The sequence below is a fragment of the Propionicimonas sp. genome, assembly GCF_049840635.1.
Classification (GTDB): Bacteria; Actinomycetota; Actinomycetes; order Propionibacteriales; family Propionibacteriaceae; genus Propionicimonas.
This window is the reverse complement of sequence record NZ_JASGKL010000004.1, coordinates 783911-806667: the sequence shown is the minus strand read 5'-3', so window position 1 is coordinate 806667 and position 22757 is coordinate 783911. Positions and strand designations below refer to the sequence as shown.

The following is a 22757-nucleotide window of genomic DNA, read 5'->3' as shown; positions in this document are numbered from 1 at the left end:
CTGCTTTCGATATCTACTGGGTCAGTTGCTTCTCTGCGGCGGCGAGGCGCCCGGCGACCGTGCCCTCGATCACCTCGTCGCCCACCTGCACGCGGGCTCCACCGATCACGGACGGCTCGACGACGACCTGCAGGTTCACCTGCCGGCCCAGCTGCCGCTCGATCGCGGCCTGCAGCCGCTCCTTCTGGTCGCCCTCCAGCGGCCGGGCCACGGTCACCACCGCCACCGCGCGCTGCCGGATGGCCGCGGCGAGGGTGAGGTAGTCCTCCGCGGTGGACTCGAACGACACCGTCGCCGTCGCGACCGCCCTGCGGGCGAGCTGGACGGTGTCGGGGTCGGCCTTGCCCTGCAGCAGGTCCGTCACCAGCTGCTGGCGGGCCGCCGCGGGGACGACCCGATCATCGACGGCCTGCCGGAGCGCGTTGTCGCCGGCCACCGTGCGGGTGAACCGGAACAGCTCGTCCTCGACGGTGTCCAGCGTGCCGGCCGCGCGGGCGTGCTCGAGCAGCGCCCGGACGCCCTGGCGGTCGATCGCCACGACCAGTCCGGACGGGCTGCTCCAGCGCAGGCCGGCCGCGGCGGAGACCACGGCGGTCGCCCCCGCACCCAGCTTGTTCGCCAGCAGCCCGTCGGCGAACGCCTGCCTGAGGTCGTCGGGAACCGTCGTGTCGGCCATCGCGTTGCGCAGCGGCGGGTTCTCCGTCAGGAGGTCCGCCACGGCGAAGAGGTCCGCGGCCAGTTCCGGGCTCGCCGACTGGGCATCCATGGCCCGGTCGAGCTCGGACAGCCGGGCCTCCGCGGCCGCACTCATTTGGTGCCCTGGGCCGGCTCGGCCTCGAGCTCCGCGATGAACCGGTCCACCGTGCGGCGGGCCCGCTCGTCGTCGTCGAGGGACTCCCCGACGATGCGTCCGGCGAGCTGGGTGGCCAGGCCCCCGACCTCGGCGCGGAGCTGGCCGATGACCTGCGTCCGCTCGGCCTCGATCTGGGCCTTGGCGGTTGCCAGCATCCGGTCCGAGTCGGCGCGGGCCGCCTCCCGGATCTCCGCGGCCAGGCCGACGGCCTGGGCCCGCGCGTCCTCGCGGATGCGCGCGGCCTCCTCACGGGCGGTCGCCAGCTGTGCCTGGTACTCGGCGAGGGCCGCCGCGGCTTCCTTCTGCGCCGCCTCGGCCTTCTCGATCCCGCCGGTGATCTCGGCGGTGCGCTCGGCGTAGGTCTCCTCGAACACGGGGACGACCTTCTTCGCCACGACCCACCAGATGATGCCGAACAGGACGATGCCTGCGATCAGCTCCGAGAGGTGCTCGGGGAGCAGCGGACCGAGGTCCAGCTCGAGCGGCAACATGCCGACCAGCCTCACTGAATGACGAAGGCCAGGGCGATGCCGATGATGGCCAGCGCCTCAACCACGGCGAAGCCGATCCAGGCGGTGCCCATCATCGCGCCGCGGGCCTCGGGCTGGCGGGCGGTGCCGTTGATCACGGAGGAGAAGATCCAGGCCACGCCGAGGCCGGGGCCGAGCGTCGCCAGACCGTAGCCGAGCATGTTCAGGGAGCCGTTCATGATGACTTCCAGGGGGAGCATGTTGCACTTTCCTTTCGGGTTGGTTGGCGTGCTCAGTGTTCTTCGGCCAGGGCCGAGGAGACGTATTGGGCGGTGAGGACGGTGAAGATGTAGGCCTGCAGGACGCCGACGAAGATCTCGAGGGCGAAGATCGCGAAGCTGAAGATGAGCGAGACGCCGCCCGCGGCCATGTAGGCCAGCGAGCCGCTCTCCAGCAGCAGGGTGCCGCCGACGACGAACACCATCACGACCAGGTGGCCGGCGAACAGGTTGGCGAACAGACGCAGCGCCAGCGTGATCGGCCGGACGATGAAGTTGGACAGGAACTCCAGCGGGATGATCAGCACCCACAGGAAGACCGGGACGCCCGCCGGCAGCGTGCTCTTCTTCATGTAGCCGAGGAAGCCCGACTTCCAGATGCCTGCGGCGTTGTAGAGGATCCACGACAGCAGGGCCAGGCCGTAGGGGTACCCGATCTTGGAGAACGTCGGGAACATGAACAGGAAGAACTCGCCGAACAGGTTGTTCACGAGGATGAAGCTGAACAGGGCGACCAGGTACGGCAGGAAGCGCCGGTAGTCGTGGCCGAGGATGTCCCGCGCGATGCTGTTTCGGATCACGTTGTACGAGGTACTCGCCGATGAACTGGCGCTTGCCGGGAACGACCTTGTGGTCGCGCGCGACCCACAGCCAGAAGCCGATCACCAGGACGGCGGCGATGACCGCCTGCGCGAGCTGGTTGTTCAACCACGCGAACTCGTCGCCCAGCCCGGGGAAGAGCGCGCGCGAACAGAAGCTGGAAACGCCGGGCGGGAACCCCGAGCTGGAAGCACCCTCACTCCCGTGCTCGGCGCCCTCGCCGAGGCAGACCGCCCACTCGAGGGGGATCAGCAGTCCGACCAGGCCGGGCATGCACTCTCCTGTCTGGCACTCACACCGAGCGTCCGTACTTCGCGATGACCAGGTACACGCCGGCGGCGGCGCCGACGATGATGCCCACTGGCAGGCACCAGGAGGTGTGCAGCCAGCTGTCCAACAACCAGCCCAGCCCCCCGTAGAAGACCAGCCCGGCGATCAGAATGCTGAGGACGCGGAGACCCGCGTCCATCCCGCTCTGCTCACCCATGGTCCTCCGCACCCTACCAGCCGAATTGAGTGCGCAGCACCACTTCAGGGCTCCCCGGGGCCCTGCCGTTCGGTTTCGTCGAAGACCGGGATGCGCAGTCGCGCGAACACCCGGATCTCCGCGGCCAGCCAGCCGGCGACGACGGCGATCGTGGTCACGACGACGGCCACGGGATCCATGCCGGCGAGCCGCTCGCGGTTCGCCAGTGCGAGCGCGAGCAGGACGCCGAGAACGCCCATCCGGCCGGCGTAGGACAGCAGCGCAGCCAGCAGGACGCGGCCCGGTTCGGCGTCGGCGACGAGGACCTGGACGGCCTGCCCGATCGTGAAGAAGGCGATCGTGAGGATGCCGGCGATGGCGGCCGACACCGCCGAGAGCGTGCCGCCGGACACCCCGAAGCCGACCACGCAGACGGCGAGCGCGACGTGCCCGCCGATCGCCCCGCCGGCCAGCAGCCGGCGGGCCCGCAGCACGTTGGGGCTGGGGGCGGACGGGCCGGGCTCAGCCATGGGCCGTCCGGGCGGGCCGCAGGCCCCAGGTCAGGAACGCGGCGACGGCCAGGCCCACGGCGAAGGCGGCATAGGTGGCCGGGTACGGCAGGAGCCCGATCAGGACGACCCCGAAGGCGACCAGCGCCGACCACAGCCACAGCAGCGCGACGGCCTTGCCGTGGCTGTGGCCCAGCCGCAGCATCCGGTGGTGCAGGTGCTGCTTGTCGGCCTGGTACCACAGCTTGCCCGCGAGCGTCCGTCGCACGTAGGCGAGGACGAGGTCCAGCAGCGGCAGTGCCATCACCGCCAGCGGTAGCAGCAGCGGCAGGTAGGCGGCGAAGACGTTCGCCCCGAACGCGTCCAGCCGGGACGGGTCGAGCTGGCCGGTGAGGCTGATCACCGACGTCGCCATCAGGAAGCCCAGCAGCATGGCGCCGGAGTCGCCCATGAACATCCGGGCACGGTGGATGTTGTACGGCAGGAAGCCGAGGCACACGCCGACGGTGGCCACCGTGATCAGGCTGGCCGTCGTCGCGCGGACCAGTTCCTGGTCGAACGCGAGCAGGTAGGCGTAGGTGAAGAACGCGCCGGCGCCGATCGCGACCACGCCGGCGGCGAGCCCGTCCAGCCCGTCGATCAGGTTGATCGCGTTCACGGCGAAGAAGATGAAGACGACGGTGAGGACGATCGAGCTGCCGTCGTCGAGGGAGATGATCGAGTCCGGCAGCGGGATCCAGTACACCTTGACGCCGTTCAGGACGACGACGCCGGCGGCCAGGAGCTGGCCGGCGATCTTCGCAAGGGCGTTGAGCTCGACCATGTCGTCCATGACGCCCACCGCGCAGATCAGCCCGCCCGCGAAGAGCACGGCGCCGGCGTCGTGGGTGACGACGGGGAAGCCTCCCAGCCACGGCAGCTGGGCGGCGACGAGGAGGGCGGCAGCGAGGCCGAACCACATCGAGATGCCGCCGAAGTACGGGACCGGCTTGGTGTGCACGTCGCGGTCGCGGACCATCGCCACCGCGTTGTAGCGGAAGGCCAGGCGCCGGGCCAGCCCGCTCAACAGGTAGGTCACGCCCGCTGCGACCAGCAGCACCAGCAGGTACTCGCGCACGCTCAGCCCTCGTTCCCGGCGGCCGCCTCGGCCTCCGGCGGCGGGGACAGCTCGGAGTCGTCCGGGAGGTCCGGCAGCTCGTCCGCGGCGGGTTCGGGCTCGACTGCCGCGACCTCGGGCGCCACACTCTCCGGTTCCGGCTCCGGTTCGGGCTCGAGGTCCGGAAGGAGCGCGGCGATCTCCTCGCGCGTGATCTTCCCGTCGCGCAGGATGCGCGGGGTGCCGGTGAGGTCGACGATGGTGGACGGGACGCCGCCGGACGCCGGACCCCCGTCCAGGTACACCTTGACCCGCTTGCCCAGCTGCTCCCTGGCCTCCTGCGCCGTCGTGGCGGCCGGCTGCCCGGACACGTTGGCGGACGACACGGCGAGCGCACCGGTGGCGCGCAGCAGGTCACGGGTGAACTCGTGGTCGGGCACCCGGACGGCGATCGTCTCGCCGCGGTCGCCGAGGTCCATCCGCAGGTGCGGGTGGGCCTTGACCACCATCGTGAGGGCTCCGGGCCAGAACGCCTCGGCAAGGGTGAGCATGGCGGGCGTGACCTCGTCGGTCAGGGCGCGCAGCATGCCGACCTCGGCGACCAGCACCGGGGGCGGCATGTCGCGGCCGCGCTCCTTCGCGTCCAGCAGGCCCTGCACGGCGCGCGCGTTCGTCGCGTCCGCCCCGATGCCGTAGACGGTGTCGGTGGGCAGCACGATGCACAGGCCCTCCGCCACCGCGTCGGCGGCGGCGTCGATCGCGGCCTCCGGGTCGACACTGATGTCCCACACCTTCGCCATGGTGCTCATCCTGCCAGCTTGCCGGCGCGGACGGCGGTGACGTACCGGGGCCGGTCGTTGTAGTCCGGGTGGTCGGCCACCTGCGCGTAGCCGCCCGTCGCGGCGAAGACGTCGACGACGGCCTCGCCCTGCACCTCCGCGTGCTCCGCGCACACGAATCCGCCGGGTCGCAGCAGCCGGGCGGCCACACGGGCGACCACCCGCAGGGCGTCCAGACCGTCGGCGCCGGAGAACAGCGCCAGCTCCGGCTCGTGGGTGCGGACGTCGACAGCCACGTGCTCCCACGCCTCGAGAGGGATGTACGGCGGGTTGGCGATGACGAGGTCCACCGTGCCGTCGAGCTCGCCGAACGCGTCCGCCATGTCGCCCTCGACGAGCGAGACCCCGGTACCGGCGAGGTTCTCCTCCGCCACCCTGGCCGCCGTCGACGACAGCTCGACCGCGTACTGGCGGCACCCGGGACGCTCCGCGGCGATCGCGGCGGAGATGGCGCCACTGCCCGCGCACAGTTCGACGACGACAGGGCGGCCGGGCAGGGCGGCCAGCCGCTCGATCGCCCAGCCGGTCATCAGCTCGGTCTCGGGTCGCGGGACGAACACTCCCGGCTCGACCGCCACCTCGACCGTGCGGAACCAGGCGCGTCCGGTGAGGTACTGGACGGGCTCCCCCGCCGCCCTGCGTGCCACCAGACCCTCGTAGGCTGCGGCGACCTCGGAGGGGACGTCGTCGACGAGGGCGAGCCGCGACGGCTCGACGCCCAGCGCATGGGCGAGCAGCGTCCGGGCCTCCGCGGGCGCGGCCAGGCGCAGCGTCCCTTCCGCGAGGAGCGCGGGCACGGTCGCCATCAGTCGGTGCTGCCGAGGCGCTGCGCGAGGTCGGCGGCCTGCAGCGCGCTGATCACGGCCGACAGGTCCCCGGCGAGGACCTGGTCGAGGTTGTAGGCCTTGAACCCGATCCGGTGGTCGGCGATCCGGTTCTCGGGGAAGTTGTACGTGCGGATCCGCTCGGAGCGGTCGACGGTGCGCACCTGCGACCGGCGGGCGGCGGACGCGGCGCTGGCCGCCTCCTCCTCCGCCCTCGCGACGAGCCGGGCGCGCAGCATCCGCATCGCCGACTCCTTGTTCTGCAGCTGCGAGCGCTCGTTCTGGCAGGACACCACGATCCCGGTCGGCAGGTGGGTGATCCGGACGGCCGAGTCGGTGGTGTTCACGCCCTGGCCGCCGGGGCCGGAGGACCGGTACACGTCGATCCGCAGGTCGTCGGGATCGATGTCGACCTCGGCCTCCTCCACGTCCGGCATCACCAGGACGCCGGCGGCCGAGGTGTGGATGCGTCCCTGCGACTCGGTCACGGGCACCCGCTGCACGCGGTGCACGCCGCCCTCGAACTTCAGCACGCCGTAGGGCGCGTTCTCCGGGTCGGGGGCCCCGGTCGCCTTCACCGCGAGGGTGATCGACTTGTAGCCGCCGAGGTCAGTCTCCTGGGAGTCGAGCACCTCCACCTTCCAGCCGCGGGCCTCCGCGTAACGGGAGTACATCCGGAACAGGTCGCCGGCGAACAGGGCGGACTCCTCGCCGCCCTCGCCCGACTTGATCTCGATCAGGGCGTCGGCGGAGTCGTTGGGGTCGCGGGGGGCCAGCAGCCGGGCCAGGCGCTCCTCCACCTCGGCGAGCTCGGCGGCGATGCCGTCCGCCTCTTCCGCGAAGGACGGGTCCTCCTCGGCGAGCTCCCGCGCTGCCGCGAGGTCGGCGGTCAGCTGGTCGTGGGCGGCCAGGTTCTTCACGATCGGGGTGAGCTCCGCGTAGCGGCGTCCCACCCGTCGCGACGCGGCGAGATCGGCGTGCAGCGCGGGATCGGCGAGCTGCTGTTCGAGCTGCGCGAACTCCTCGCGCAGACCGGCTGCGGCCTCAAACATGACCCTCCTGGTGGGGACGTGGACGCGCGGGTGGAACGGCAAACGCCGGGCACCAGGACTGGCCTGGTGCCCGGCGTCGACGAAGCTACTTCTTCTTCGCGGCCTGCTGCTTGGCGTAGCGCTTCTCGAAGCGGGCCACGCGGCCGCCGGTGTCGAGGATCTTCTGCTTGCCCGTGTAGAACGGGTGGCAGGCCGCGCACACCTCGGCGTGGATCACGCCGTTCTTCGCGGTGCTGCGGGTGGTGAACGTGTTGCCACAGGTGCAGGTCACCTGGGTCTCCACGTAATCGGGGTGGATGCCCTGCTTCATTGGTTTCTCCTGTTCTGGGTCCCGGGTCGCCCACTGGTACTGCGGGGGCTGGATGAACCCCCGGACGTGAACCGGAACCGACCCACCATTGTGCCCGATCCCTCCCCGGGATCCAAACCGGCGGCTCCCCCACCCTGACAAGCCGGCGTGGCGTCGGGCAGAGTGGGGCGCATGGCGGAGATTCCCGGGGGACTGGAACTGGTGGGGCTGGACGCGAGCCGGCTGCGCGACGTGCTCGAGCTCGACATGTGGGCCTTCCCGACCGGGGACGACATCGAGGAGGTGCTGAAGATCCCGAGCCCGCTCTCGTGGGACCGGACCTTCGGCCTCGTCACCCCCGAGGACCCCGCCCACCTGGTCGGCCTGCACGCGTCCTACCCGTTCACCCACTGCCCGGTCCCGGGCGGCCGACTGCCCGTCGCCGGCCTGACCTGGGTCGGCGTGCACCCGCAGTGGCGGCGGCGGGGCCTGCTCTCGGCCATGATCGACGTCCACTTCGCGCACTGCAGGGACCGCGGCGAACCGCTGTCACTGCTGACCGCCTCCGAGCCGGCGATCTACGGACGGTTCGGCTACGGGCTCGCGACCAGGAAGGGCGGCCTGACGCTGAAGCGCGGAGCCGCGCTGCGCGAGGTGGCCGGCGCCGACGCGGTCACCATCAGGTTCGAGACGGCGAGCGAGGAACGGCACGGCGACCTGGTGGCACGCCTGCACGGGGCGGTCGAGCGACCCGGCTGGGTGACGCGGGAGTCCCCCGAACTGCAGGCGTACTGGCTGAGCGACGCCCCGGTGTTCCGGGCGGGTGCGGAGGCCCTGCGCATCCTCATCGCCGAGCGGGACGGCGAGGCCGCCGGCTACGCGCTGTTCCGCCGCAGGGACGGCTGGGACGAGGCGGGGCCGAAGGCGACCGTGCACGTGCAGGAGTACGTGGCCACGGACGCCGCCGTCGTCCGGGCGATCTGGGCCCGCCTGCTCGACCTCGACCTGGTCATCGAGGTGACCGTCGGCCAGCTACCACTGGACGACCCGCTGTTCGCGCTGCTGGTCGACGTCCGGGCGGCCCGGCCGTCGTGGCAGGACCACGGCTGGGCACGGATCATCGACCTTCCGGCCGCGCTCACCGGACGGCGCTACGCCGCGGACGTGGACGTGGTCCTGGAGGTGTCCGACACCCGCCTGCCCGACAATGCGGGCCGGTGGCGCCTCACCACGTCCGCCTTCGGCACCGCGACCGTCGAGCGGACCGACGGTCCCGCGGACCTCGCCCTGGACGTCCGCGAACTCGGCAGCGCCTACCTCGGCGGGTTCCCGTTGGCCCAACTCGCCGCGGCGGGACTGGTCGCCGAGCTCGTACCGGGCACGCTCGCGCGCGCGTCCGTCGCTTTCGGCTGGCCCGTCGGGCCGGGGTCGAGCTGGATCTTCTGAGGGCTACTCCGGGTTCGGTGTCGTCCGGGAGATGACCTGGAGGAACTCGCGGTTGCTCTGGGTCTTGCGCATCCGGTTCAGCAGCATCTCCAGGCCGGCCTGCGGGTCCTGGGCGCTGAGCACCCGGCGCAGCTTCCAGATGATCGCGAGCTCCTCGCGGCCCATCAGCATCTCCTCGCGGCGGGTGCCGGAGGCGACCGGGTCGATCGCGGGGAAGATGCGCTTGTCGGCCAGGTCGCGGCGCAGCCGCAGCTCCATGTTGCCGGTGCCCTTGAACTCCTCGAAGATCACCTCGTCCATCTTCGAGCCGGTCTCGATCAGCGCCGTGGCGAGGATCGTCAGCGAGCCGCCGTCCTCGATGTTGCGCGCCGCGCCGAAGAACTTCTTCGGCGGGTACAGCGCGGCGGAGTCGACACCGCCGGACAGGATGCGTCCGGAGGCGGGGGCGGCCAGGTTGTAGGCACGGCCGAGGCGGGTGATGCCGTCCAGCAGCACGACCACGTCGTGGCCCAGCTCGACGAGGCGCTTGGCCCGCTCGATGGCGAGCTCCGCGATCGTGGTGTGGTCGTCCGCGGGGCGGTCGAACGTGGACGCGATCACCTCGCCGGACGTCGTGCGCTGGAAGTCGGTGACCTCCTCGGGACGCTCGTCGACCAGCACCACCATCAGGTGCACCTCGGGGTTGTTGGCCGTGATCGCGTGCGCGATCGCCTGCATAACCAGCGTCTTGCCCGCCTTCGGCGGCGAGACGATCAGGCCGCGCTGGCCCTTGCCGATCGGCGAGACCAGGTCGATGATCCGGCCCGTCATGTTCAGCGGGGTCGTCTCCATGCGGAAACGCTCCTGCGGGTACAGCGGGGTCAGCTTCTGGAACTCGGGCCGGTCCTTGGCCTTCTCGGGCGCGTCGGCGTTGATGGTGTCGATGCGGACGAGCGGGTTGAACTTCTCGCGACGCTCGCCCTCCTTGGGCGCACGGATGGCGCCGGTGACGATGTCGCCCTTGCGCAGGCCCCACTTCTTGACCATCGACAGCGACACGTAGGCGTCGTTCGGCCCGGGCAGGTAGCCGGTGGTGCGGACGAACGCGTAGTTGTCGAGGACGTCGAGGATGCCGGAGATCTCCAGTACCACGTCGTCGTCGTTGAGCACCGGCTCGGCGTCCATGCGCTCCAGGCCCAGGTTGTTCCCGGAGCGGTTGTTGCCGCGACGGTTGTTGTTCTGCCGGTCGCGGTTGCGCCGGCGGCGGCTGCGACGGCCGCCGGAGAAGTCGTCGTCGTCGAGGGTGCTGCTGGTGACGTTGTTGCTGCGCTGCTGCGGCTGCTGCTGTTGCGGCTGGCGGGCGGGCTCGGCCTGGCGGTTCTGGTCGCCGGCGTCCTCCCCGTTGCCGCCGTTGCCGCCGTTGCCGCCGCGGCGACGGCTGCGTCCGCCGCCCTCGGCCTTCAGCGCCTCCAGCCGGGACGCGACGTCATCGCTCCCCTGCGGCAGCGCGGGCTGGCTGTCGGGCTGCTCGGCCCGGGGCTGCTCGACCCGGGCCTGTTCGGCGCGGGGTTGTTCGGTACGGGCGGGCTCCGGGTTCGGCTGGCCCTGCGGGGCAGGACGCTCGGCACGCTGCCTGCGGGTGCGCTGGCCGCCGTTGGCCGCTTCACCGCCGCTCGCCGTGGTCGTCTTCGCCGGGGTCTGCGCAGCCTGGATCGCCTCGATGAGGGCGCCCTTGCGCATGGTTCCCGTGCCCTTGAGTCCGAGGGACGCGCCGAGCTGCTTGAGCTCGGGCAGGAGCATTCCCTCCAGTCCGGACCCGCGGCGCTTCGCCGGGGTCGCGGCTTCGATGGTGTCGGTCACTGACTTCCTTTCGGATCGGGCGGCCGTCTGCCGGGCGGGCAGGCGTCCCCCGCGCTCATAGATGAGCTCCACACATGACATCCAGATCTGAAATACCCCGAAGGTTGCTCACGAAAGACTCTGCTGCGGGGGATTTCTCGACGAACGGTGGTGGGCTCTCGCTCGTCCTGCCCGATCTGAGGGGCCGGCGCGCTCTCGGCGCAAATCCAGAGTAGCACCCGCATCGCCGGAACCGCGAAGCGACGCGAACACGCGTGCGCACGGCTCAGGCCAGCGCCACCTCGAAGGCGCTGCGGAGCCCGTCGTAGTCGGTGACCACGGGGAACCGTGGGTACTCGGCGACCACGTTGGCCGGGGGCCGGAACAGGATCCCCGCGTCGGCCTCGGCGAGCATCGCGACGTCGTTGTACGAATCACCGGTGGCCACCACCCGGTAGTTCAGGTGGTGGAACGCCCGTACGGCCGCCCGCTTGGAGTCGGGCTGGCGCAGCGTGTAGCCGACCACCCTGTCGTCGCTCACCTGGAGGCGGTGGCACAGCAGCGTGGGGAAGCCGAGCTGGGCCATCAGGGGCATCGCGAACTCGTAGAAGGTGTCGGAGAGGATGACGACCTGGAAGCGCGCGCGCAGCCAGTCGAGGAACTCCGCCGCTCCGGGCATGGGGCCCATCTCCGCGATCACGGACTGGATCCGGGACAGCGGGATGCCGTGGGTGTCCAGCAGCCGGAGCCGGTGGCGCATCAGCTCGTCGTAGTCGGCGATGTCGCGGGTGGTGAGCCGCAGGCCCTCGATCCCGGTGGTCTCTGCGACCCGGATCCAAATCTCGGGGACGAGGACGCCCTCGAGGTCGAGGCAGGCGAGGTTCATCAGGCCCCCTCGACCCGCATGACGGAGACGCCGGGCTCGACCTCCGGCATCGCGCCGAGCGACTCCAGCGCCCTGCTCACCTGCTCCGCAGTGGCGCGGTGCGTCATCACGCCGAGGCGGGCCTGCGAGCCCTCGCTCTCCTGGCGCACGGCCTGGAGCGAGACGGCCTGGTCGGCGAAGCGTCCGGCGACCTGCGCGAGCACGCCGGGCTCGTCGTGGACGGTCATCGACACGTAGTAGCGGGAGCTGACCCGTCCGGGCGGGGTGATGCCGCGCGCCGAGTAGGTGGACTCCCCCGGCCCCCTGGCGCCGCGGACGCGGTTGCGGGCGGCGGTGACGAGGTCGCCGAGGACGGCGGACGCGGTCGGCGAGCCGCCGGCACCGGGGCCCATGAACATCAGCGTGCCGGCGTTGCGCGACTCGATGAAGACGGCGTTGTAGGCGCCGGGGATGGCGGCGAGCGGGTGGTGGGCGGGGACCATCGTGGGGTGCACGCCGACGGCGATCGTGCCGTCCTCGCTGAGCACGCAGCGCGCGAGCAGCTTGACCACGCAGCCCATCTGCTTCGCCGCGGTGATGTCGTCGGCCGTGACGCCGGTGATGCCCTCGCGGGAGACGTCGTCCAGGCGGACGCGGCTGTGGAAGGCGAGGCTGGCGAGGATGGCGGCCTTGGAGGCCGCGTCGAAGCCCTCGACGTCGGCGGTGGGGTCGGCCTCCGCGTAGCCGAGGTCCTGCGCCTCTGCCAGCGCGGCGGCGAAGTCGGAGCCCTCGGAGTGCATCTTGTCGAGGATGAAGTTGGTGGTGCCGTTGACGATGCCGATGACCGCGGTCACCTCGTCGCCGACGAGCGACTCGCGCAGCGGGCGGATGATCGGGATCGCGCCGGCGACGGCGGCTTCGTAGTACACGTCCACCCCCGCGGCCTCGGCGGCGGAGTAGATGGTCGCCCCGTCCGAGGCGAGCAGCGCCTTGTTGGCCGTGACGACGGAGGATCCCGCGCCGATGGCGGCGAGGATGAGGGTGCGGGCGGGCTCGATGCCGCCGAGGAGCTCGATCACGAGGTCGACGTCGGGACGGCTGGCCAGGCCGAGGGCGTCGTCGGTCAGCAGCGAGCGGTCGATCCCCGGACGGTCGAGCTCGAGGCGCCGGACGGCGATCCCGACCAGCTCGAGCGGGCGTCCGATCCGGGCGCGCAGGTCGTCGGCCTGCTCGATCAGCAGCCGGGCCACCTGGGACCCGACCACTCCGCAGCCCAGCAGCGCCACCTTCAGTGGCGTGGAGTCTTCCATCGTCATTCCTCGTTCTCGGCGAGCCCGGCGTCCAGGGAGAGCAGGTCGGCCAGGGTCTCGCGCCGCAGCATGGTGCGCACCTTCCCGTCCCGGACCGAGACGACAGGTGGCCGTGGGGTGTGATTGTAGTTGCTGGCCATCGAGCGGCTGTACGCGCCGGAGGCGGGGACGGCGAGCAGGTCACCGATCCGCACGTCCGCAGGCAGGAACTCGTCGCGGACCAGGATGTCGCCGCCCTCGCAGTGGACGCCGACGACGCGGGAAACGACCGGCTCTGCGGTCGAGGTCCGGGAGGCGAGGGCCGCGGAGTACTCGGCGGCGTACAGGGCGGGACGGATGTTGTCGCTCATGCCGCCGTCGACGGAGAGGTAGCGGCGGGTGACGCCGCCGCCGACGTCGACGGGCTTGACGGTGCCGACGCGGTAGAGAGCCAGCCCCGCCGGGCCGACGATCGCGCGCCCCGGCTCGATGGAGATGGCGGGAACGGCCAGCCCGAACGCCCGGCACTCGTGCTCGACGATGTCGCGCAGGCCGCGCGCGAGCTCGTCCGCGGGGGCCGGGTCGTCCTCCTTGGTGTACGCGATGCCGAAGCCGCCGCCGAGGTCGAGCTCTGCGAGCTCGATGCCGGTGGCCTCCCTGAACTGGCTGAACAGCTTGAGGGTGCGGCGGGCGGCGACCTCGAAGCCATTGGTGTCGAAGATCTGGCTGCCGATGTGGCTGTGCACGCCGAGCAGGTTCAGCCGGGGGCTGTGGTGGCAGCGGAACATGCCGACGAGGGCCTGGCCCCCGTTGATCGAGAAGCCGAACTTCTGGTCCTCGTGGGCGGTGGCGATGTACTCGTGGGTGTGGGCCTCGACGCCGGTGGTCACGCGGATCATCACGTTGGCGGTGGTGCCGAGCTCGGCGCAGAGGGCCTCGAGCCGGCCGATCTCGTCGGAGGAGTCGACGATGATCCGCCCGACGCCGCGTTCGAGGGCGAGCCGCAGCTCGGTCTCGGACTTGTTGTTGCCGTGCATGCCGATCCGGGCGGGGTCGAAGCCCGCGCGAAGGGCGACGGTCAGCTCGCCGAGGGAGCAGACGTCGAGGTTGAGGCCCTCCTCGTCGACCCAGCGGGCGAGCGCCCCACAGAGGAAGGACTTTCCCGCGTAGTACACCGTCCATCCGGTGAAGGCGGTGCGCCAGTCCCGGGCGCGGGCGCGGAAGTCGTCCTCGTCGATGACGTAGGCGGGGGTGCCGACCTGCTCAGCGAGGTCGGTGAGCCGGACGCCGCCGACGGAGATCACCCCGTCCTCGTCGCGGTGGACGGTGCTGCTCCACAGCTTCGGGGTGAGCGCGTTGACGTCCTCGGGCCGCGTCAGCCACACCGGTGCCGGTGCGGTGACGTCGGCGTGGATCGAGCCCGCCACGTGCATGTGCGTCATGGCAGGCAACTGTGCCAGAGTCCGGGCTCCCGACGCGTCCCCGCGGGCCGATCTGGACGCCGGCCGCCCGTCGGCGAGGCCCGGACGCCGATGCGGTCGCTCGCCCCAGACTTTGCTACAGTCTCCTACGGCCCTTCGGGGCCGGGCCCCCGTAGCTCAGGGGATAGAGCACCGCCCTCCGGAGGCGGGAGCGCGCGTTCGAATCGCGCCGGGGGCGCCCAGGACGATGGACCGGCCTCATGGCCATCCACCCGCCACACCGGCTGGTCGCCGGGTCGACACCCCATCGGCGCGTCGTGATCGAACCGTGCGCCGCAGCGTTCGAGGAACGTTCGGGCCGGTCCGAACACGTTACTGAGCACGAGGTCGCCGATCATGGGGATCGTGAACACGAGGAGTGACCACTCCGGCGGCCGGGGCGCCCCGCTCAGGACAACGAGCGCGATGAACAGCACATATGCCACGAGCGACACGGGCGCGACGATGCCGCAGTAGAACCCGTTGCTCGATCGCCACGGATTCCACGGTGGTCGCAGCCGGTGCCACCACCGGGCGTGGGCTTTGGGCATGGTCGATGGCCGCCCGGCATTTTGGCTGCGGCCTCACCATTCCCACACCGCGGTCGACCTGGTCACGCTCGACCATGCGACAGACCCGACAACCGCGCCGAACGGTGGGCTCAAGAATGAAGTCCTGAAGGTGCCCGTCGGTCTGCGCGATCCGGACCACCATCGAATGGTCCGACTCCACACCGTCGCGCTCCCCGACTGGTAAGCCCTCCAACACCTCCACGTCGGCCATGTGGTGGCCGACGAGCACGCACCAGGCGCCGAGCAGCTGCGACCTGGCAACCTGGTCCGCCGTCACCACCTGGATACGCGGGACTCCCCGGTCAAACACCTGATCAAGCCAGACCGCTTCCGGACCACCGTGGAGAACCACCCGGACCACATCACCCGCCCGAACGATAGGCGGCCGCCCCCACCCGTCGTCCTCGCCTGCCGGCTCACCGGGAACCGGAACCGACTCCCAGCGATCGCCCATGCAACGCAGGCTAACGCCACCACGGCGCCCCGTCGGACTATTCATCGCAATCACAATCGCGAGGATCCCACCGGCGCTCGCAGGCGCCGCCTCGGCCGCCCGACCTCGGCTGACAGGTCCTGGATCCGCCCGGCCGGCGTCGCCATCGGGAGGGTGCCGTCTGACAACAAACGGACAACACCTGATTCGCTCAGGTGCTCGAAAATGTCAGAGGCGAGTGCTGTGATGGATACATGGAACGAGCAGCGAGGTCCGCACGGTCGGGGAGGTCCTGACCGGCATCGAGCGGCTGCTCGACAGCGCGTCCGCGGACCGGTCCTCGGCCGACGGTGCGGAGGGGCTCGCGTGGGTGCGGTTGGCGCGCCGCGTCCGTGGGCGCCTCGACGCGTTGTGTGCGGTGCTGACCGCGGAGGCGGACAGTGCCAGGGCCGCCGAGCAGGCCATGGGCACACCGATGGCCTCCTGGCTCGGCATGGGAGAGAACCTCTCCCGGCGCGAGGCGGGCGCTGCCGTCCGCCAGGCGCGGGCGCTAGGTGTACTCGGCCGGGACGTTGGTGACAGTTTCTGGTTGACGAAGAGGAGAACCCCCACTGGGGTGTGACTTGCGAAGGTTCACTACTCCAGGAAGAGGTTCTCCCGTGTCTCAATGTAGGGCTCATCTGACCGTGTTCGGCAGGAGGCTGCTCGTCAGCCGGGTGGTGGAGCAGGGCTGGCCGGTCGCGCACGCCGCGAAAGCCCAAGGGGTGTCGCGTCAGTGTGCGCACCGCTGGATCGCGCGGTGGCGGGCCGAGGGCGAGGCTGGGCTGGTGGACCGGTCGTCACGGCCGCACACCAGCCCTGGGCGGACCAGCGCCGAGGTGGAGGCCAGGATCGTCGCTGCTCGTGTCGAGCATCGTCGTGGGCAGGACTGGCTCGGTGCCGAGCTCGGGGTGCCGGCCCGGACGGTGTCGCGGGTCCTGCGCCGCCACGAGCTGCCCTATCTGTGCAGCCTGGATCCGATCAGCGGAGCGGTCATCCGGTCCTCGAAGGCGACCGCGGTCCGGTACGAACGGGACCGGCCCGGTGAGTTGGTCCATGTGGACGTGAAGAAGCTCGGCAAGATCCCCGACGGCGGCGGCTGGCGACTCCACGGCCGTGCCGCCGACAAAGGTCGGCGCAAAGGGACCAAGATCGGCTACGACTACGTGCACTCGATGGTCGATGACCACAGCCGGCTGGCCTACTCAGAGATCCACGACGACGAGACCGCACCCACCTGCGCGGCGTTCCTGGCCCGGGCCGGCGCCTACTTCGCCGCCCACGGCATCACCCACATCGAACGAGTCATGACCGACAACGCGTTCGCCTACCGCTACGGCACCGCGTTCCTGGCCGTGATCGCGGATCTCGGTGCCCGCCAGAAGTTCATCCGAGCCCACTGCCCCTGGCAAAACGGGAAAGTGGAGAGGTTCAACCGCACCCTGCAAACCGAGTGGGCCTACCGGCAGCCCTTCACCAGCAACCAGGAACGCCGCGACGCCCTTGCCCCTTGGCTTGAGCAGTACAACACTCAACGCCGACACACCGCACTCGAAGGCAAACCCCCGACCAGCCGGGTGTCACCAACCTGATGGCCGAGTACAGCTAGGCGGCCACCCGATGGTCGGCGAGGCCGCCGTCGCGGGGCGCGTCGGTGGTGGCCAGGCACGCGCGATCGCCGCGGTGCTGGACGGCCTCGCGCCCCAGCTCGACGAAGACCAGCAGGCGGCCGCAGAGCAGGTCCTGCTCGAACTGGCCTCGCACCTGGACGCCGACCAGCTGGCGAAGGCGGGAGGACGTGTGCTGGCGCAGGTCGCGCCGTCGGCCGCCGACGAACTGCTTGAGGCCCGGCTCCAGCGGGAGGCCGAGCAGGCGCACCGCGACCGCTCGCTCCGCTTCTTCTCCGAGGGCGGGTCGGTGCGGTTCGACGGGTCACTCCCCCGCGTCGAGGCCGAGCGCTGGATCGCACAGCTCGACGCGTGCGCGGAGCGGCTGCGACGCACCTCGATCGAGCGACGCGATCCGCTCGCTGAGCTGCCCACCTTCGCCCAGCGCAGGGCCGACGCGCTGATCGCGCTGCTCCGCGCCGGCGAGTCGAGGTCGGGACGCGCGACGGACGCTGACGCTGCCGCCCCGCCGCCGGCCGGCGCACGGGTGATCGTGAACGTCGACTACGAGAAGCTCAGGCGGGACGCTGCCGCCGCGGGCGTGCTGGGCGACGACGAGCCGCTCTCGGCCGGCGACCTGCGGCGGCTGTGCTGCGACGCGGAGATCATCCCGGTGGTTCTCGGTGCGGCGTCCGAGCCGCTCGACGTCGGCCGCGCGCAACGGCTGGTGACGCCCGCCATCCGGTCGGCGCTCATCGTCCGCGACGCGGGCTGCGCGTTCCCGGGCTGCGATGCGCCACCGTCCCGGAGCGACGCCCATCACATCGTGCCCTGGTGGCAGGGCGGACCGACCAGCCTGGCCAACCTCGTCCTGCAGTGCCACACGCACCACGCCCTGATCGAACCGGCCAGCGGCCCGACCCGCGACCAGTGGCGGGTGCGGATCGCGTCCGACGGCCTGCCGGAGTTCCTGCCCCCGCGGCGTCTCGACCCCGAACAGAAGCCGGTCCGGCATGCCCGCCACCAGCGGGACAGGACCACCGCCGACCCCGGGCCGCCGAGCGCAGCGTGAAGCGCGCCGACCGCCAGGGTGCCCCCGTGCACGAGCTGCCGAGTTTCTGTCATCCCGGACCTGATCCGGGATCTCACCCGAGAACCACACGCGCCTGCCGCGGTTCGGTGGTGCGATGCGAGGCGCGACCAGTCATCCCAGAGTCCCGGGCAGCCTGTGACCGAAAGAGCCCAGTGCTGTCATCCCGGACTTGATCCGGGATCTCACCCAGCGCCCAGACCGCGCGTGCCACGACCTCGACGGGACAGAGCAAAGCCCGACAGGTCATCGCGGAGTCCGACCTCCCGTGACCGCACGAACACCGCCCCGTCATCCCGGACTCGATCCGGGATCTCACGCAGCACCCAGACCGCGCCTGCAGCAAGCACGAATGGGTGATGCAAGGCCCGACCGGTCTTCGCGGAGCCCTCGGGCAGCCTGCGACCGCACGAACGCCGTGCTGTCATCCCGGACTTGATCCGGGATCTCACGCAGCACCCAGACCGCGCCCGCGAGCACAGCGGCCGGTCATGAGCCGGCAAGCGGTACGACGGCGACGAACGCGTCACGATCAGCGTCCCGCCGGCGCGAGTTGGCACTTCGGTGAGATGCCGGATCAAGTCCGGGATGACAGACCCATCGGGCGCGCACGACAACAGGCGGCACCCAGCATGCCCACGCGGGGCAGGTGCCACGAGGCCGCCGGCGCGGGTTAGGTGCTCCACTCAGGTCCCCGATCACGTCCGGGATGACTGAACTGGTTGCGCCGTCGGGCGGAGATTCTCCAATCCGGTGATACTCCGGCGGGTACGGGCGCTCGGCCGCGCGGCGCGTAGGTAACATCAACCAGACAGCAGCGCGCGCTGATCAGGGAAGAAGGCGATTGTGGCCACGCCGCAGGACGTGAAGAACCAGACCGACAACGAGTTCGGAGCCAACGACTGGCTGATCGAGGAGATGCGCGAGCAATTCCTTGCCGACCCGACCTCGGTCGACCCCAGCTGGGCCGACTATTTCACCAGCCACGCCGCCGGCTCCGCCGCCCCGGTGACCACGGCCGCCACCCCGACCGCCCCCGAGCCCGCGCGCAACGGTGCCCCGACGGCCGTCACCCCGACGTCCGACGCCGCCCCCAGCGCCCAGACCGCCGCCGGTTCCGCCACCGCCGCTCCGCAGACCCAGCCTGCACCTGCCCACGCCACCCCCGCCCAGGCAGCGCCCGCGGACGCGCCCGCGCCGAGGACGGAACCGGTCGCCAAGCCCTCCACCAGCAAGCCCGACTCCCCCGGCTCCGGCCGCGGGGTCTCCCCCGACGTCCCCCGTTCCCAGCCGGTCACCAAGGAACAGTCCGAGCCCACCCGGACGCCCCTGCGCGGCGCCCCGCTGCGCACCGCGCACAACATGGACGCCTCCCTGGCCATGCCCACGGCCACCAGCGTCCGCGACGTGCCGATGAAGCTCGCCATCGACCAGCGCCTGATGATCAACGCCCACCTCGCCCGCTCGACCGGCGGCAAGGTGTCCTTCACCCACCTGATCGGCTGGGCGATGGTGCAGGCACTCAAGGCCGTCCCGGAGATGAACAACTCCTACGACGTGGTCGACGGCAAGCCCGTCCTCGTCACCCCCGGCTCGATCAACCTCGGCCTCGCCATCGACATCCGCAAGCCCGACGGCACCCGCCAGCTCCTTGTCCCCAACATCAAGAACTGCGAGGACCTCAACTTCGCCCAGTTCTGGGCCGCCTACGAAGCGCTGGTCCGCAAGGCCAGGGACAACGCCCTCACCGTCGCCGACTTCGCCGGCACCACCGCGTCCCTGACCAACCCCGGCGGGCTCGGCACCAACCACTCCGTGCCCCGCCTGATGGCCGGCCAGGGCCTCATCCTCGGCGTCGGCTCGATCGACTACCCGCCCGAGTTCCAGGGCGCCAGCGCCGCCCGGATCACCCAGATCGGCGTCTCCAAGGTCACCACCCTGACCTCCACCTACGACCACCGCGTCATCCAGGGCGCCCAGTCCGGCGAGTTCCTCCGCCGCATGCACGAGCTCCTGATCGGCCAGCACGGCTTCTACGACGGCATCTTCGACGCCCTCCGCGTCCCCTACACCCCGATCCGGTGGTCCAGCGACGTCAGCGACGAGAAGCTCGGCTCCGTCCCCCGCAGCGCCCGCGTGTTCTCGCTGATCAACGCCTACCGCAACCTCGGCCACTACATGGCCGACATCGACCCGCTGGAGTTCCGGCAGCGCTCGCACCCCGAGCTCGCCCTGGAGTACCACGGCCTCACCCTGTGGGACCTCGACCGCGAGTTCCCCGTCGGCAGCTTCGGCGGCCACTCCGGCGAAGTCGCCACCCTGCGCGACATCGTCGCCATGCTGCGCGGCTCCTACTGCCGCTCGGTGGGCGTGGAGTACATGCACATCGCCGACAACGAGCAGCGCACCTGGATCCAGGAGCGGTTCGAGCGCCCCTTCGTCCCGTGGCCGCGCGAGGAGCACCTGCGGATTCTCGACAAGCTCAACGAGGCCGAGATCTTCGAGACCTTCCTGCAGACCAAGTTCGTCGGCCAGAAGCGGTTCTCCCTCGAGGGCGGCGAGTCCACGATCGTCTTCCTGGACGAGCTGTGCGAGCAGGCGGCCGGCGCCGACCTCGCCGAGGCGATCATCGGCATGCCCCACCGCGGCCGCCTCAACGTGCTTGCCAACATCGTCGGCAAGTCCTACGGCCAGATCTTCCGCGAGTTCCAGGGCAACTACGACCCCCGGCTCAACCAGGGCTCCGGCGACGTGAAGTACCACCTCGGCTCGGAGGGCCAGTTCACCGCGGCCAGCGGCAAGACCATCAAGACCTCCGTCGCCGCCAACCCGTCCCACCTCGAGGCCGTCGACCCGGTCGTGCAGGGCATCGCGCGCGCCAAGATCGACCGCGTCGGCAAGGTGCCGGGCTGGCCCGTGCTGCCGATCCTCCTCCACGGGGACGCGGCCTTCGCCGGCCAGGGCGTCGTCTACGAGGTCCTCCAGATGGCGCAGCTGCGCGCCTACAAGACCGGCGGCACCATCCACCTCGTCGTGAACAACCAGGTCGGTTTCACCACCGCCCCGATCGAGTCCCGCTCCTCCACCTACTGCACGGACGTCGCCAAGGCCGTCCAGGCCCCGATCCTCCACGTCAACGGCGACGACCCCGAGGCCGTCGCCCGGGTCGCGCAGGTCGCGTTCGACTTCCGCCAGCGGTTCGCCAAGGACGTCGTGGTCGACCTGATCTGCTACCGCCGCCGCGGCCACAACGAGGGCGACGACCCCAGCTTCACCCAGCCGCTGATGTACGACCTGATCGAGCAGAAGCGCAGCGTCCGCAAGCTGTACACCGAGGCACTGATCGGCCGCGGCGACATCTCCACCGAGGACGCCGAGCAGGTGATGGCGCGGTTCCGCGAGCGCCTCGAGGGCGTCTTCCGGGAGGTCCGCGAGGCCACCGAGGCCGACGACGACACCTACCGCAAGGCCCCGTACTACCCGGCCAAGCTCGGCAAGGACCGGGGCACAGCGATCACCGCCGACCAGATGGAAGCCGTCGCGAGGGCCCACCTGACCTTCCCCGAGGGCTTCACCGTCCACCCGAAGGTGCTCCCGCAGCTGGAGCGCAGGGCCGAGAGCATCCGCAGCGGCCCCATCGACTGGGCGACGGCCGAACTGCTGGCCTTCGGCTCGCTGCTGATGGAGGGACGCCCCGTCCGGCTGGTCGGGCAGGACAGCCGGCGCGGCACCTTCAGCCAGCGGTTCGCCGCCGTCATCGACCGGGTCACCAACCGCGCGTACGTCCCGCTCAAGCACCTCACCCCCGACCAGGGTCGCTTCCACGTGTTCGACTCCCTGCTCAGCGAGTACGCCGCGATGGGCTTCGAGTACGGGTACTCGGTCGCCGCCCCGGACGCGCTCGTGCTGTGGGAGGCCCAGTTCGGCGACTTCGCGAACGGTGCCCAGACCATCGCCGACGAGTTCATCGCCGCCGGCAACGCGAAGTGGACGCAGAAGTCGGGCGTCGTCCTGCTGCTCCCCCACGGCTACGAGGGCCAGGGCCCCGACCACTCCTCGGCCCGGATCGAGCGCTGGCTGACGCTGTGCTCTGAGGGCGCGCTGGCCGTCGCCCAGCCGTCCACCCCGGCCAGCTACTTCCACCTGCTGCGCACGCACGCCTACGTGAACTGGCACCGGCCGGTCGTGATCGCGACGCCCAAGTCGATGCTGCGCGCCAAGGCGGCCATGTCGCCGCGCTCGGAGTTCCTCGAGGGACGCTGGCAGCCCGCGATGGGCGACCCGACGATCACCGACCACGCGGCCGTGCGCCGGATCGTGCTGTGCTCGGGCAAGATCCGCTGGGAGCTCGTGCAGGCGCGGACGGAGGCCGGCCTCGACGGTCAGGTCGCGATCCTGCCGCTGGAGCGGCTGTATCCGCTGCCCGCGCGGGAACTGGCCGCCGAGCTGGCGAAGTACCCGCAGTTGAGCGACGTCCGCTGGGTCCAGGACGAGCCGGAGAACCAGGGCGCGTGGTGGTTCCTCCAGCTGCACCTGCCCCAGGCCGTCGCGGCGTTCCTGCCCGGCTACGAGTTGAACATGACCGGGATCACCCGCCCCGCGGCGTCCGCGCCGTCCGTCGGCTCGGTGAAGGTGCACCAGGCCCAGGAGTCCGACCTGGTCACCCGCGCCCTGGCGGACTGAGATGTACTTCACCGACAGGGGCATCGAGGAGCTCGAGGACCGCAGGGGCGAGGAGGAGTTCAGCTTCGCCTGGCTGTCCGAGAAACTCAGCCTGTTCGTCGACCTGCACCCGGAGCACGAGAATGCCGTCGAGCGACTGGCCACCTGGCTGGCTCGCCTCGACGACGAGGAGGAATGAC

19 protein-coding genes, 1 tRNA gene and 1 pseudogene are annotated in these 22757 nt (G+C 71.0%); 6 read left to right on the top strand and 15 right to left on the bottom strand.

Annotation, left to right across the window (positions count from 1 at the left end; genetic code table 11):
• Positions 1–13: 13 nt before the first annotated feature.
• From QM779_RS03920 to rpmE, 11 genes and pseudogenes are all read right to left on the bottom strand, one after another.
• The gene (locus tag QM779_RS03920; RefSeq protein ID WP_428531891.1) at positions 14–811 is read right to left on the bottom strand and encodes a F0F1 ATP synthase subunit delta; all 798 of its coding nucleotides are present in this window, start codon (positions 809–811) and stop codon (positions 14–16) included.
• Positions 808–1344, bottom strand: coding sequence for a F0F1 ATP synthase subunit B (locus tag QM779_RS03915; RefSeq protein ID WP_428531888.1), 537 nt, complete (start codon positions 1342–1344; stop codon positions 808–810). The genes QM779_RS03920 and QM779_RS03915 overlap by 4 nt, the downstream gene beginning before the upstream one ends.
• Positions 1345–1355: 11 nt before the next feature.
• Positions 1356–1583: an ATP synthase F0 subunit C gene (gene atpE / locus QM779_RS03910; RefSeq protein ID WP_415153005.1), complete on the bottom strand. Its 228-nt coding sequence runs from the start codon at positions 1581–1583 to the stop codon at positions 1356–1358.
• 32 nt (positions 1584–1615) lie between these two features.
• Positions 1616–2330 (bottom strand): annotated as a pseudogene (gene atpB / locus QM779_RS03905) (F0F1 ATP synthase subunit A).
• Positions 2331–2493: 163 nt separating this feature from the next.
• A complete protein-coding gene (locus QM779_RS03900; RefSeq protein WP_428531885.1) occupies positions 2494–2688 on the bottom strand; it encodes an AtpZ/AtpI family protein in 195 nt (64 codons plus the stop codon).
• A gap of 44 nt (positions 2689–2732) precedes the next feature.
• Complete coding sequence (locus QM779_RS03895) at positions 2733–3197, bottom strand: hypothetical protein (RefSeq protein WP_428531882.1); 465 nt, start codon at positions 3195–3197, stop codon at positions 2733–2735.
• Positions 3190–4293 carry a glycosyltransferase family 4 protein gene (locus QM779_RS03890; protein WP_428531879.1) on the bottom strand — a complete coding sequence of 368 codons (1104 nt, stop codon included), beginning with the start codon at positions 4291–4293 and terminating at the stop codon, positions 3190–3192. Before QM779_RS03890 ends, QM779_RS03895 begins: the two co-directional genes overlap by 8 nt.
• A 2-nt stretch (positions 4294–4295) precedes the next feature.
• Positions 4296–5081 (bottom strand): L-threonylcarbamoyladenylate synthase, encoded by a 786-nt coding sequence (locus QM779_RS03885; RefSeq protein WP_428531876.1) that lies wholly within the window; start codon positions 5079–5081, stop codon positions 4296–4298.
• A complete protein-coding gene (gene prmC / locus QM779_RS03880; RefSeq protein ID WP_428531873.1) occupies positions 5078–5917 on the bottom strand; it encodes a peptide chain release factor N(5)-glutamine methyltransferase in 840 nt (279 codons plus the stop codon). The genes QM779_RS03885 and prmC overlap by 4 nt, the downstream gene beginning before the upstream one ends.
• Positions 5917–6987: a peptide chain release factor 1 gene (gene prfA / locus QM779_RS03875; RefSeq protein WP_428531870.1), complete on the bottom strand. Its 1071-nt coding sequence runs from the start codon at positions 6985–6987 to the stop codon at positions 5917–5919. The genes prmC and prfA overlap by 1 nt, the downstream gene beginning before the upstream one ends.
• An 85-nt stretch (positions 6988–7072) precedes the next feature.
• Positions 7073–7297, bottom strand: a complete 225-nt coding sequence (gene rpmE / locus QM779_RS03870; RefSeq protein ID WP_415152402.1) for a 50S ribosomal protein L31 — start codon at positions 7295–7297, stop codon at positions 7073–7075.
• A 171-nt stretch (positions 7298–7468) separates the two neighbouring features.
• Here rpmE and QM779_RS03865 point away from each other — a divergent pair, with 171 nt between their 5' ends.
• A complete protein-coding gene (locus QM779_RS03865; RefSeq protein ID WP_428531866.1) occupies positions 7469–8722 on the top strand; it encodes a GNAT family N-acetyltransferase in 1254 nt (417 codons plus the stop codon).
• A gap of 3 nt (positions 8723–8725) precedes the next feature.
• Here QM779_RS03865 and rho read toward each other — a convergent pair whose 3' ends face one another.
• The 4 genes from rho to lysA form a co-directional block, all read right to left on the bottom strand.
• Complete coding sequence (rho, locus tag QM779_RS03860; RefSeq protein ID WP_428533056.1) at positions 8726–10501, bottom strand: transcription termination factor Rho; 1776 nt, start codon at positions 10499–10501, stop codon at positions 8726–8728.
• 325 nt (positions 10502–10826) lie between these two features.
• Positions 10827–11426: a bifunctional phosphoserine phosphatase/homoserine phosphotransferase ThrH gene (gene thrH, locus QM779_RS03855; protein WP_428531863.1), complete on the bottom strand. Its 600-nt coding sequence runs from the start codon at positions 11424–11426 to the stop codon at positions 10827–10829.
• The gene (locus QM779_RS03850; RefSeq protein WP_428531860.1) at positions 11426–12721 is read right to left on the bottom strand and encodes a homoserine dehydrogenase; all 1296 of its coding nucleotides are present in this window, start codon (positions 12719–12721) and stop codon (positions 11426–11428) included. The genes thrH and QM779_RS03850 overlap by 1 nt, the downstream gene beginning before the upstream one ends.
• A complete protein-coding gene (gene lysA / locus QM779_RS03845) occupies positions 12718–14136 on the bottom strand; it encodes a diaminopimelate decarboxylase (protein ID WP_428531857.1) in 1419 nt (472 codons plus the stop codon). Before lysA ends, QM779_RS03850 begins: the two co-directional genes overlap by 4 nt.
• A 145-nt stretch (positions 14137–14281) precedes the next feature.
• Here lysA and QM779_RS03840 point away from each other — a divergent pair.
• From QM779_RS03840 to QM779_RS03820, 5 genes are all read left to right on the top strand, one after another.
• Positions 14282–14353: transfer RNA gene (locus QM779_RS03840), tRNA-Arg, on the top strand.
• Positions 14354–15818: 1465 nt separating this feature from the next.
• Positions 15819–16790, top strand: coding sequence for an IS481 family transposase (locus QM779_RS03835; RefSeq protein ID WP_428531854.1), 972 nt, complete (start codon positions 15819–15821; stop codon positions 16788–16790).
• A 28-nt stretch (positions 16791–16818) separates the two neighbouring features.
• Positions 16819–17877 (top strand): DUF222 domain-containing protein, encoded by a 1059-nt coding sequence (locus QM779_RS03830; protein WP_428531851.1) that lies wholly within the window; start codon positions 16819–16821, stop codon positions 17875–17877.
• An 861-nt stretch (positions 17878–18738) separates the two neighbouring features.
• A complete protein-coding gene (locus tag QM779_RS03825) occupies positions 18739–22578 on the top strand; it encodes a multifunctional oxoglutarate decarboxylase/oxoglutarate dehydrogenase thiamine pyrophosphate-binding subunit/dihydrolipoyllysine-residue succinyltransferase subunit (protein ID WP_428533053.1) in 3840 nt (1279 codons plus the stop codon).
• 1 nt (position 22579) lies between these two features.
• Positions 22580–22756, top strand: coding sequence for a DUF6104 family protein (locus QM779_RS03820; RefSeq protein ID WP_428531848.1), 177 nt, complete (start codon positions 22580–22582; stop codon positions 22754–22756).
• Position 22757: the final 1 nt, after the last annotated feature.

Coding starts and splice junctions, on each gene's coding strand:
- QM779_RS03920 (WP_428531891.1), bottom strand. CDS start 811: ATGAGTGCGGCCGCGGAGGCCCGGCTGTCCGAGCTCGACCGGGCCATG.
- QM779_RS03915 (WP_428531888.1), bottom strand. CDS start 1,344: ATGTTGCCGCTCGAGCTGGACCTCGGTCCGCTGCTCCCCGAGCACCTC.
- atpE (WP_415153005.1), bottom strand. CDS start 1,583: ATGCTCCCCCTGGAAGTCATCATGAACGGCTCCCTGAACATGCTCGGC.
- QM779_RS03900 (WP_428531885.1), bottom strand. CDS start 2,688: ATGGGTGAGCAGAGCGGGATGGACGCGGGTCTCCGCGTCCTCAGCATT.
- QM779_RS03895 (WP_428531882.1), bottom strand. CDS start 3,197: ATGGCTGAGCCCGGCCCGTCCGCCCCCAGCCCCAACGTGCTGCGGGCC.
- QM779_RS03885 (WP_428531876.1), bottom strand. CDS start 5,081: ATGAGCACCATGGCGAAGGTGTGGGACATCAGTGTCGACCCGGAGGCC.
- prmC (WP_428531873.1), bottom strand. CDS start 5,917: ATGGCGACCGTGCCCGCGCTCCTCGCGGAAGGGACGCTGCGCCTGGCC.
- prfA (WP_428531870.1), bottom strand. CDS start 6,987: ATGTTTGAGGCCGCAGCCGGTCTGCGCGAGGAGTTCGCGCAGCTCGAA.
- rpmE (WP_415152402.1), bottom strand. CDS start 7,297: ATGAAGCAGGGCATCCACCCCGATTACGTGGAGACCCAGGTGACCTGC.
- QM779_RS03865 (WP_428531866.1), top strand. CDS start 7,469: ATGGCGGAGATTCCCGGGGGACTGGAACTGGTGGGGCTGGACGCGAGC.
- rho (WP_428533056.1), bottom strand. CDS start 10,501: ATGCTCCTGCCCGAGCTCAAGCAGCTCGGCGCGTCCCTCGGACTCAAG.
- thrH (WP_428531863.1), bottom strand. CDS start 11,426: ATGAACCTCGCCTGCCTCGACCTCGAGGGCGTCCTCGTCCCCGAGATT.
- QM779_RS03850 (WP_428531860.1), bottom strand. CDS start 12,721: ATGACGATGGAAGACTCCACGCCACTGAAGGTGGCGCTGCTGGGCTGC.
- lysA (WP_428531857.1), bottom strand. CDS start 14,136: ATGACGCACATGCACGTGGCGGGCTCGATCCACGCCGACGTCACCGCA.
- QM779_RS03830 (WP_428531851.1), top strand. CDS start 16,819: ATGGTCGGCGAGGCCGCCGTCGCGGGGCGCGTCGGTGGTGGCCAGGCA.
- QM779_RS03820 (WP_428531848.1), top strand. CDS start 22,580: ATGTACTTCACCGACAGGGGCATCGAGGAGCTCGAGGACCGCAGGGGC.